Genomic DNA, 9,948 nt, shown 5'->3' on the forward strand with positions numbered 1-9,948 from the left:
ACGACAGCAGGCTCACGGACAACAGCCGGTCACCGCATCAACTCTGGTGCACAGTCACTCGTACGAGGTGGTGCATGTTGACTCGTACGCCGACACCCGGTCGCCGTCGATCTTCACCGAGTCCAGCGGTGTGCGTCCGTAGAACCACAGGACCAGCTCACCGGCCGTGCCCCGGGCGGAGGCGTCGGCCGGGGCCTGGGCCTCGCCCTCGCCGGCAGCCGGGAGGCGGACGGCGCGGGCGCCGTCCGCCTCGACCGTGAAGCGCCAGGAGCGGCCCTCGGTGGCGTGGTAATCGACGACGGCCGGCTCGTGCGGCCAGACGCCCGACCACGCGCAGCAGGTGAACAGGAAGTCCTCGACGCCGTCCAGCGCCACCTCCGCCGGCAGCGGCTGCGTGGCGCCCACGGTGAGCTGGGCGTCATAGGTGTGCATCGCGATCTCCTGAAGCTGGTGCCGGGCGACGGCACCGCTGGTCCGCGGCGACTGCGAGGCGCCCCACCACGTCCAGCACTCGGCGTCCGGGCCGACCTCCCGCAGGGTGTCCAGCAGCTCCTGCGTCGACGCGGCCAGCCAGGCCACCAACGCCTCGCGCTCCCGGGGCGCCTGCGCCTCGGCGCGCGCCGCCACGGCCTCGGCCGGCGGGGCGTCGGCCGGACCGGCCTCGACGACGGCGGCCCAGAACGGGCGGCCCGAGCCCAGGTGCCGCGCCAGGTCGAACAGCGTCCACTCGGGACAGGTCGGCACCTGCACGTCCAGGCTGGGCGCGGCGGCGATCGCGGCCCGGAAGGCCGTCGCCCGCTCGTCGATCAGTCGCAGCAGGTCAGGGAGTTCAAGATTCTTCTGCACTACGGCTGTCTATCACCGCACTCCGGCGGCCGAAAGCGAATTTCCCGGCCGCCGCCTGCCGACGCCGCCGTCCGAACCATCCGCCCGAACCGCCGCCGACACCGAACCTCCTTCGAAACCACGGGAGTTCCCCACCCGACTTCACTCCAAGGTGGGGTTTGGCTCAACGCCCCACCGCCCGGGTGCTGAGAAGCCAACGGTGTGTCAGTAATCGACAACCGCGCCAAGTACTTGCCGGAACAGCTGGAGGTACGGCTCCACGCTCACGCCCTCCGCGCAGGATGCTCCCCCTACGAGGTGATCAAGCAGGCGCTCGAATCGTACTTGGGTGTATCACGCACGGGTTCCACCTGATCTTCGACGCCGGGCCGTTTCGTTGCGGTGAAGTCCCCGAAGCGGCGCTGGCGATGTCTCGTGAGACAGCGAAACGGTGGAGAACACTTCCGTAATCCCCCGGAAGACCCGGAGGTCCGCGAGGTGATGCTCCACTCCAGCGGCCTGGACCAGGTTGTCTACGACTACGTGCTGGCCACCCCCGGCGCCGTCGAGATCGCCGAGCGGACCGTGGTGCGTGTCCTCGCCCAGGCCGCCGCGCTGCCCGGCCGGCCCGTCGCCCTGCACGTCTGCTGCAGGGGCGGAAAGCATCGCAGCGTCGTCCTGGCCCGCAAGGCCGGTGAGCTGCTGCGGGACGTCGGCGCGGACGTGGTCGTGACGCACCGCCACGTCCACCTGCCAGTCGTCGAGACCGGCGCGGCCGCCGTCACCGGCCCGTCGGCGGAGATCAGCGACGACCCGACCGGCGCCTGGACCGGTGACGCGTGAAGCCCACCACACTCCTGACCGCTGCGGCCGGCACCGTGCTGGCCGCCGCCGGGATCACGCTCCGCCTGCGGCGCCACGCCACCACCGGCCCGGTCCCGGACGAGCCGGCGGACCGGTGGGGCGACCTGCCCGGCCCGTCGCCGTGCGAGGGCGTCGGGCAGCTGCATGACTGGCTCGCCTCCGGCGACTGGACCGACCCCACCGACGTGCTGGAGGCCGTGCGGCAGCAGGCCCTGGCCCAGCTCCTCGCGGACCTGCTCCGTCACCCCGACCACATGACCGCACTGGCCTACTGACCGGGGGCACTCCACCCCTCGCCATGACGATCACCGCAGGACCAATTGCAGACAACCACCAGCGCGAAGAAGGGCCAGCACCCCCTCACCCGCCACCGCCATGCGCATGCCGCGTCAGCACGATCAACAGGCAGCGATGGATGGGAGCGGCTTACGACCTCGGGGGAATCTACTTGGGGACGTGCTGGTACTGGGCCGGCGGTTGATCAGTGGAGGGCCTGCGCACACAGATGGTGATGGCGGTCGGCTGGGGAGATCGCGGATCTGGCCGAGGCTCTCGGCGGACATACGACGGTGACCCGGGTGCCGATACCCGTCGACTGCACCGACGGCTTCAACGGGACGTACTATGCGCGCTCCGAGATGCTGCTCGACCCTGGTGCTCGACAGGCGTGCTCGGCGTGGAGCTTCGTCGACGAGCAGTCGCGCGAACGATTCGCCTCAGATTTGCGGGGCGACCTGGACAGCGGAGCATGGGACGCTCGGTTCGGCGCCCTGCGGCAACAGCCTTTTTACGAAGGCTCGTTGGTTGTGATCCGGTCCGTTCCGGCCTAATACCTGCATCGCAGCTCTGCTCACGTCGTGACGTGAGAAGGGCCGCGCGGGCAGCTGGCCGACGAGGGCTTCGCCTTCCTGCACTCCCGGATCGACAGCGTCGGCCCCGTCCTGACCGCCATCCGCAACGACCGGGTGGTGGGGGCCATCGGCCCCATGGAGACCATGCCCGACCCGATCGGCCGGGCCCGGCTGCTGCCGGAGTACTTCGGCGTCCTGCCCGAGTACCGCGGCCTCGGGCTCGGCCGCCAGCTGTGGCGCGCGGCCATGCACTGGGGCCACGCCAACGGCGCCGACTACCAACTGCTGCAGACCACCGCCAGCGGCGCCTCCGACCGGCTGTGCCAGGCCGAAGGACTGGCCGACCTCGGCTTCGTCTGCACCACCACGGTCTGACCCCCTACCGCTCCCGGTCGATGTGCCGCCTCAGCGAGCGGCACCTGAACGACCGGCTCCGGACGCCTGCCCAAGCCGGGCACCCTGGCCCGACCGCCATCCCACCAAGATCATCCCATGGCGGCTTTTGAGCTCACCTTGGCCGGACCCCTCCTCGGGGTGAGCCCCGGCACCCTCTACAACCACATCCCCGACCTGCAGGAGCTGCGCGAGGTCGGCCGCGCCGCCATCCCCTCCCAGCCTGAGGCATGATCCCCGGCCCCACCGACTCAAGGGCGACGCCCTCCAGCTCGGCTCCGACGAACCTGGCCTGCCCGGACCGTTCGGCACCTGGGCCTACGAAGACAACCAGGACCAAGAGGAGCCCGAGACCGACCTCCGGTGCTGAGCCCCGCGCTGGCCGGCGCACGACCCTGGAGGCGTTGCCCGCATCCGCGACTGCGCGAACTGCGGCGCCCGGCTCCCCCGGACAAGCTCAACGCGACAGGACACGAGTGCCGGCCCGGGCCAGAGCCGGTTGATCTATGCCGACGTCAAAGGCCCTTCAGGACACGATCAAGTGCCGACCGGCCTGCGGGCCCCCAGTTCGGCTTGCCGCCGGGCAGGCCGCGGTCCCCGTTCTGGCCCATCAGCATCAGGAACAGGCTCTTCATCGCGGCCAGCCCGCGTGCCCGTCGTACCGTCGCGTCGTCCGCCTGCGCGTAGCTGTCGAAGAACCGTGAGGCACCGCCCGCGGGGAGCAGCAGCCAGGCGGCCATAAGGTCCCATGCCGGGTCGCCGGCGAAGACTGCGCCGAAGTCGACGACGCCCGCCAGTGTTCCGTCCGCGACGACGACGTTCGCGGGATGCAGGTCGCCGTGCACCCACACTCGCGGGCCTTCCCACTCGGGAGCCGCCACCGCGTCGTCCCACACGGCCCTGATGTCGTCCTCGGCGAAGCCGCCGAGGTCCACGGCCTGCAGGAAGCTCTCGAAGCCGTCCGTGCACTCCCTGGGGTGAGCACCGAAGTCCGAGGCGGCCGGCGCGTCGGCAGGCGCCTCCGCATGCAGCGCCTTGAGGAAGGCCGCCAGCGTGTCGGCCGCGTGGTCGCCGCAGGTGATCGAGCCGTGGTCCAGCGGCGTGCCTTCAACCCAGGTCATGACGGTCCAGACCTTGGGGAAGCGCTCGGACGGTGCCCCGCTTCGCACCGGGGTCGGGATCGGAAGCGGCAGGCGTGGGGCCAGCACCGGCAGCCAGCGGCGCTCCTTGAGCTGCAGATCGGGGAGTCTGTCCATCCGCTGCATCCGGACGGCCAACTTGTCCCCGAGGCGCCACATCTGGTTGCCCCAACCGCCCTCCACCTCGCGGATGGGCAGCTCGGCCAGATCCGGATGCTGTTCCCGCAACAGGTCGCGGACCAGATCCTCGCTGATCTCAATCTCGGATTCGATCACGCGAAGTTACAGTACTTGGGGAAAGCGGAGCCAACCTTGCCCTCGGGAAGATCCAGGGTTCGATCTCCCAAGTTCTCGCTGGACCGATCAAACCGACCCGGCCGAGGACGCTCCCGCCGAACTGCAACTGCTGACCTACCAAGATCATCCCGTGGGATGTCGCACAACGGGACCGTGGTGCTGAGCCGTGGCTACGACATGTGACTGTCGCTACAGAGAGCTACTTGTCGCTTCGTGGCAGCTTTGGGAGCACAGGGCCCACCACGCTGCCCACCACCGCGCCCCGCCCACCGGCCAGCCAGGCCGGGACGGCGGGCGCGGTGGTGAGCGGCGCGGCCGCCCGGCCCAACCCCGCTCCCCTCCCGGAGGCACCCGTGACCGACACCCTGCGCACCCGCCTGGCCCGCACCGCCCTGGACGCCGCCGACAGCGTCGCCACCGTCACCGCCGCGGCCGCCGCCGGCCTCACCACCTACCGCGCCCTCACCCACCGTCCGGCCGAAGCCCGCGTCACCCTCGCCCTGGCCACCGGCGCCCTCGCCGCCGTCCTCACCGACCACCACGCCTACAAGGCCCTCGCCCCGCTGCGCCGCCGTCTCGGTGCCGAGCACCATGGCCCGGCCCGCGAGGCGGTCCCGGCGCCGACCCGGGAGCAGCTGGCCGCCGACGTCTGCGCCGACGCCGCAGCCCGTGCCGCGTTCAGCGCGGGGCGGATCGACTACAGCCACGGCGCGCTCACCAAGGCGGAGAACTGGACCGGCGCGGAAGACGGCAGCGCGACGTGCGAGATCACCTCCACCGCGCGCCTGCTGGCCGTCCCGCGCCCGACCGACCACGACGGCTACACCAGCCGCACCTACCTGCTCGCCCGGGACGGTGAGCAGCCGGTGCCGATCCACACCATCGCCGACCTGGCCGCGCTCCTGGACGCCCCCGCCGCCGACACGACGCAGCCCACCGACGGCGAGGCCGAGGACGGCGACCCGTGGGCCGCGCTCGGCGAGCACCTGGCGATCGCCGAGCTCTGCCCCGTCCCGGCCGACGACGATGAGGACCAGGCCGACGAGGATGAGGGCGAGGACGTCGACCAGGAGGCGGAGGCCCACGCCGCCGGCCTGCTGTAGCCGAGCACTCCCGACAGCGGGCCTTCCCTCCCTCAAGGACCGGCCCGCCGCCTACCGCACCTGCCCCCCCCACCACCAACCCGGCCCCGGCCCGCACCCAGCAGGTCGGGGCCGACCCGTCAGCTCACCCGATGGAGGATCACGTGCCCCGACCCGTCATCGCCCCCCGCCTCGACAGCCCCGCCAGCCAGGCCATGGGCCTGGACCTGGACCTGGACGGCACGCTGATGGCGGTCGACAGCCGAGGTGGATGAACGGCCACGAGCACCCTGGAAGCCCTGGAGCCGCTCCGAAATCCGATGGATCCTCCGCCGCGAGCGAGACACAATCCCGGTGAACCGCAGCGGGGGGGGAGCTTGTTTGGACGTGTTCGCATGTGCCGGGTGCTGCACCGAGCTGACGGCACCGGCGTCCCAGGTCGCACTCCCCGTCCACACCCACCACGGAGCCTGGGAGGAACTTCATCCACCGCTGATGGAGCCGGGGACGTACGCCGTCGACCCCCGGCCCACCGGACCGCCCTGGCGGTTGTGGCAGGACGTCGGAGAGGAAGCGGCTGCCCACCAGGGGGTGTATGCGCCGGTGTACTCCGTCTCCTTCGGCGCACGGAACAGGATCGTCATCGCGCCCGGTGACTCCCGGTCAATGACTCTGATCCTGGAGAAGTGTGAGGGCTACTGCCGGGGCGTGGACGGCCGGGCCGGGCCCAACCTGGCCTGTGTGGGGTGCGGACGGGCCGTGGCGACCCGGATCGACGACTGCGGCTCGTGGCAGACAGTGTGGCTGGAGCCCGACGCGGTCGTCCGCCGTCCCTCGGGGCTCCCGGGCGGCCCGCTGCCCGGCTGGGCGGACGTGGAGCGTGCCGAACACCGCGTCCCGCCCGTCGAACCCGACGGGTCGTGGAGCCGTCGTTGGGAGGCGGCGGTCGGCGTCGCGCTGGCCCACCTCGTGGCGGCCACCGAGAACCACCCGGTGACCCTCCCCGCCGGCCCCGTAGCCGAGCTGCTCGGCCACGCCGTGGCCCGCTACCTCCCGCCCGGGCCCAACCCCCGCTCGGTGGGGCTGGCCGGCCCGGGCATCCCCGAGCCCCGGCCCCGCCCCGACGTCCTCCTCGTCCCCCGCCACCCCGGCACGGGCGAGCCGTGGCGCCCATCCGACTGCGAGGCGACGGTAGTGCCGCTGGACAGCGGAGTCTGGGCGTACCTCACCAGCCCCGGGGAGACCTCGCCAACGCCCGCCACCGGGGTACTCCCGGAGGGTGTCCTGCGCGACGACTACCCACTGCCATCGCGCCCCTGGTACCCCCTGGAACCCCACCACGGCGCCTTCAGGGACACCCTGGTCGGGCTGCCCGCAATCCGTAGCCCCCGGCTGCGCAGGTATCACGACGCGTACCGATCGTGAACGCCTGATGGGCGACGGCGGGGGCCACTTCGAAGCGTCCCAGCGTCCGTTACCGTCCCTCCGGGGCTGCGGGCGCCAACTCGACGTTCGAGTCAAGGAGTCGTGTCGACTCGGCGTCGGCCTCCGGAAGGAGCTGGACCACGCTGATCCAGGGGGAATCGCCGGTCTTGTGGAACGCGCGGACTCTCCAACGTCCTGCAGACAGGTGGACGGGGGCTTGGTCCGGCTCGCCTCTGCCGTCCGGGTAGGGCATGCCGAGGTTCTTGCCGGCCTCGGCCGAGTCCATGAGGATCGCCGGTCCGTCGGTCTCCCAGAGGCCGCACTCCTCCCACGGCGTCGCCGGGTCGTTCAGCGCGGATTCGGTGGCGGCGAGCAACTCGGCGTCGGAGTCGGCAGCGAGCCAGCGCATGAAGGCCCTCGGCTCAGGCAGGTAGCAGGTGGTGGCGGGTTCGTCGCCCAGCACCAGCGCGGAGACGTCGCCTCGGCCACGCAGGCCGATCGCCTCGGCCAGGTCCTCGACCTCGCAGGCCCGGTCGTAGTCGTCCGGCTGGTCGCTTTCACCGATGATCACGCCGTCCTCGGTGCAGCCACCCCAGTGCTGCAGTGCGGACACCGGGACGACGATCAGCGGACCACCCATGGATTCGACCCAGGTCAGATCGAGGGTCATCCGGACGGCATGTGGATCAGTACTCATGCGCGCAGTGTGTCGCTGATCAGTGACAAGCAGGGAACCCGGGTGAGTACTACCTGAGCAGCGGACAACGGACAGAACTGGTGGACCTAACATAAGTTCACCGCCCGCCCGCGTCACTGGCTGCCGGAGATCGCCGACTGGGTCACCTTTCTCTGGGGCAGATCCGTGTTGCGCGATCAGACGAGGTGAATCGGCACAGCTCAGCGGCAGTGTTGAGGACGCAACCGGGTGCAACAGGTGTTGCGCTATCCCTCGTCGGAGTGGTGCGGGCGGGGGAGTTCAGCGTCCGATCGCATAGCGTTTCTATGGCTTGTCAGCCGGCGGGCGGTCTTCGTCTGACGGCAGCGGTACGGGGGAGCTGGTGGATGGTGGTGTCCAGTTCCAACCGAACTTGTCCACCGTGCTGAGGATCCACTGCCGTCCGCGTTCGTCGGCGACGACCCAGGCATAGGCGAATCGGCGCTCTGATCGCGCTCGACTCCACCATGGTTTGCGGGGTTCGGGAAGAAACGGGATGTTGTCGCAGAGGTTGGCGAGCCAGCGAATGCAGGCGACGTAGTCGTCGTCGGGCCAGTCTCGGATCGGCCTCCGTCTGCCGGACATGGCGCGGATTTCCAGCAGCGCCCACCAGCGAAGCCACGCGCCGACTTCCCAGTCCTCCAGAGTGCGTTTGCGCCGCATTGCCGCTTCCGTCTCCATGGTGGGCCGTATCTGCGCGGTGACTCTACTGCCCACCGACGAGTGTGGTGATCGCCACCCACACCCGAGCCCGCGCCAGCTGGGCTGGCAGTGTGGCAACACTCCAAGATCGGTTTGTGATCGTTGTCCTCGACGGGGCTCCCTGCCCCTGTCCGTGCTGCCGCAGACTTGCACCGATGCAGTGGCCAGTTGGTCGCCGCGTCCTTGTCCCGGCCGACCCAAGGACTGCCATCGTGAACGAGCGCGTTCTCACCCCCCGCAACCGAGGCTTCCTCTTCCTCGACTCTCATCCGGTGGGCTGCCAGCAGCTGGTGGCCGACATGTGGCAGACCTGCCCCGCCCCTGCCAGCCTGCCGGAGGGCGCCGGGCCGGTGGCACTGGTCATCGGCTCCTCCGCCGGATACGGCCTCGCGGCCACCCTCGCTGGACTCAAGCGCGCAGGCATTCGCGGGATCGCGGTGTCCTTCGAGAAGGCCCCCACCGAACGGCGTACCGCCACGGCCGGCTGGTACCGCACCGCCGCCACCGCTGACATCGCCCGCACCGCCGGGCGGGACATGGTCTTCCTCAACGGCGACGCGTTCTCCGACACGATGAAGAACCAGGTCGCCGACCTCATCGAGCAGCGTTTCGGCGGCAGGCTGGACTACCTGATCTACTCGGTGGCTGCGCCCCGCCGCACTGACCCCGACACCGGCATCACGTACTCCTCCGTCCTCAAGCCGATCGGCCAGGCGAACCGCACCAAGACCCTCCTCTTCGACGACCAGGGCGTTCCCGAGGTCCGCGAAGTCGAGACCGGGCCGGCCGAGGGCGACGACGTCGAGCAGACCGTGGCCGTGATGGGCGGCGCGGACTGGGAACGCTGGATCGACCACCTCGCCAGCCGAGGCCTACTGGCCGACGGCTTCGCCACCGCCGCGCTGTCGTACATCGGCTCGCCGCTGACAGCGGCGATCTACCGGCAGGGCACCATCGGCGCTGCCAAGGGCCACCTGGAGGCCACCGCCCGAACCCTGAACGAGCGGCTCGACAAGACGGTGGGCGGGCGTGCCGTGACCTCCGTTAACGGCGCCGCCGTCACCCAATCCTCCACCGCCATCCCCGGCATCGCCCTGTACACCGGCCTGCTGCGCGGTGTCCTCGGAGAGGACCTGGTCCCGCCGATCCGCCAGCTCGCCGCCCTGTGGGACCAGCTCACCGGCGCCGCCGCACTTGCCCTGGACGACGAAGGCCGGGTCCGCCTGGACACGTGGGAACTCACCGACGACGTCCAGGCGGCTGTCGCCGAACGCTGGGAGGCCGCCACTACCGCCACCATCGCCGACCTCGCCGACCTCGACTGGTTCCACGCCGAAGTCCAACGCCTGTACGGATTCTCTGTGCCGGGCGTCGACTACACCACTGCGGTGGCCATCGACGTCCCCTGGCCTGACCACACGTCCTGACCCGGCCCGGAGGAACGCCACCGAGGGCATATGAGTGGGGCTCCGGCCGGTGGCCGGAGCCCCACTCATATGGCAACCGACCCGCAGCGGCAGAAGCGGCGGTTTCTAGCGGTCGTTGCAACACGTGATCGGTTGTCTAGGCCGCGAGGAGTTTAGCCAGACGCTCGGCTGGGGTTTCCCAGCCGAGCGTCTTGCGTGGACGGCGGTTGAGCTGGTCGGCGACGGCGG

12 protein-coding genes are annotated in these 9,948 nt (G+C 70.7%); 8 read left to right on the forward strand and 4 right to left on the reverse strand.

Features of this window, described 5'->3' with window-relative positions; all coding sequences use genetic code 11:
* Positions 1 to 54: 54 nt before the first annotated feature.
* Positions 55 to 846 (reverse strand): maleylpyruvate isomerase family mycothiol-dependent enzyme, encoded by a 792-nt coding sequence (locus tag ABZW30_RS45360; protein ID WP_355677198.1) that lies wholly within the window; start codon positions 844 to 846, stop codon positions 55 to 57.
* A 480-nt stretch (positions 847 to 1,326) separates the two neighbouring features.
* On the opposite strand from ABZW30_RS45360, the gene ABZW30_RS45365 reads away from it, so the two are divergent.
* From ABZW30_RS45365 to ABZW30_RS45385, 5 genes are all read left to right on the forward strand, one after another.
* The gene (locus ABZW30_RS45365) at positions 1,327 to 1,668 is read left to right on the forward strand and encodes an RNase adapter RapZ (protein ID WP_355677199.1); all 342 of its coding nucleotides are present in this window, start codon (positions 1,327 to 1,329) and stop codon (positions 1,666 to 1,668) included.
* Positions 1,665 to 1,964, forward strand: coding sequence for a hypothetical protein (locus tag ABZW30_RS45370; RefSeq protein ID WP_355677200.1), 300 nt, complete (start codon positions 1,665 to 1,667; stop codon positions 1,962 to 1,964). The genes ABZW30_RS45365 and ABZW30_RS45370 overlap by 4 nt, the downstream gene beginning before the upstream one ends.
* 303 nt (positions 1,965 to 2,267) lie before the next feature.
* Entirely contained in the window at positions 2,268 to 2,519 is a 252-nt protein-coding gene (locus tag ABZW30_RS45375; RefSeq protein ID WP_355677201.1) for a hypothetical protein, read from the forward strand.
* 111 nt (positions 2,520 to 2,630) lie between these two features.
* Complete coding sequence (locus tag ABZW30_RS45380) at positions 2,631 to 2,915, forward strand: GNAT family N-acetyltransferase (protein ID WP_355677209.1); 285 nt, start codon at positions 2,631 to 2,633, stop codon at positions 2,913 to 2,915.
* Positions 2,916 to 3,032: 117 nt separating this feature from the next.
* A complete protein-coding gene (locus tag ABZW30_RS45385) occupies positions 3,033 to 3,167 on the forward strand; it encodes a hypothetical protein (protein ID WP_355677202.1) in 135 nt (44 codons plus the stop codon).
* Between the two features lie 281 nt (positions 3,168 to 3,448).
* Here the strand turns inward: ABZW30_RS45385 and ABZW30_RS45390 are convergent, their stop codons facing one another.
* The gene (locus ABZW30_RS45390) at positions 3,449 to 4,348 is read right to left on the reverse strand and encodes an aminoglycoside phosphotransferase family protein (protein WP_355677203.1); all 900 of its coding nucleotides are present in this window, start codon (positions 4,346 to 4,348) and stop codon (positions 3,449 to 3,451) included.
* Between the two features lie 224 nt (positions 4,349 to 4,572).
* On the opposite strand from ABZW30_RS45390, the gene ABZW30_RS45395 reads away from it, so the two are divergent.
* Together ABZW30_RS45395 and ABZW30_RS45400 are read left to right on the forward strand one after the other, a co-directional pair.
* Positions 4,573 to 5,472, forward strand: coding sequence for a hypothetical protein (locus ABZW30_RS45395; RefSeq protein ID WP_355677204.1), 900 nt, complete (start codon positions 4,573 to 4,575; stop codon positions 5,470 to 5,472).
* A gap of 360 nt (positions 5,473 to 5,832) precedes the next feature.
* Positions 5,833 to 6,876 (forward strand): hypothetical protein, encoded by a 1,044-nt coding sequence (locus ABZW30_RS45400; protein ID WP_355677205.1) that lies wholly within the window; start codon positions 5,833 to 5,835, stop codon positions 6,874 to 6,876.
* 49 nt (positions 6,877 to 6,925) lie between these two features.
* On the opposite strand, the gene ABZW30_RS45405 is transcribed toward ABZW30_RS45400, so the two are convergent.
* Positions 6,926 to 7,573, reverse strand: coding sequence for an Imm21 family immunity protein (locus tag ABZW30_RS45405; protein ID WP_355677206.1), 648 nt, complete (start codon positions 7,571 to 7,573; stop codon positions 6,926 to 6,928).
* A 303-nt stretch (positions 7,574 to 7,876) separates the two neighbouring features.
* The gene (locus ABZW30_RS45410) at positions 7,877 to 8,272 is read right to left on the reverse strand and encodes a hypothetical protein (RefSeq protein ID WP_355677207.1); all 396 of its coding nucleotides are present in this window, start codon (positions 8,270 to 8,272) and stop codon (positions 7,877 to 7,879) included.
* Between the two features lie 233 nt (positions 8,273 to 8,505).
* Between ABZW30_RS45410 and fabV the strand changes: the two genes are divergently transcribed.
* The gene (fabV, locus tag ABZW30_RS45415) at positions 8,506 to 9,720 is read left to right on the forward strand and encodes an enoyl-[acyl-carrier-protein] reductase FabV (RefSeq protein WP_355677208.1); all 1,215 of its coding nucleotides are present in this window, start codon (positions 8,506 to 8,508) and stop codon (positions 9,718 to 9,720) included.
* Positions 9,721 to 9,948 lie beyond the last annotated feature (228 nt).

The organism is Kitasatospora sp. NPDC004669, from assembly GCF_040609455.1.
GTDB lineage: Bacteria > Actinomycetota > Actinomycetes > Streptomycetales > Streptomycetaceae > Kitasatospora.

Excerpts from the sequence above, each read along its gene's own strand:
- ABZW30_RS45365 (WP_355677199.1), top strand. The coding sequence starts at position 1,327 with ATGCTCCACTCCAGCGGCCTGGACCAGGTTGTCTACGACTACGTGCTG.
- ABZW30_RS45385 (WP_355677202.1), top strand. The coding sequence starts at position 3,033 with ATGGCGGCTTTTGAGCTCACCTTGGCCGGACCCCTCCTCGGGGTGAGC.
- ABZW30_RS45405 (WP_355677206.1), bottom strand. The coding sequence starts at position 7,573 with ATGAGTACTGATCCACATGCCGTCCGGATGACCCTCGATCTGACCTGG.
- ABZW30_RS45410 (WP_355677207.1), bottom strand. The coding sequence starts at position 8,272 with ATGGAGACGGAAGCGGCAATGCGGCGCAAACGCACTCTGGAGGACTGG.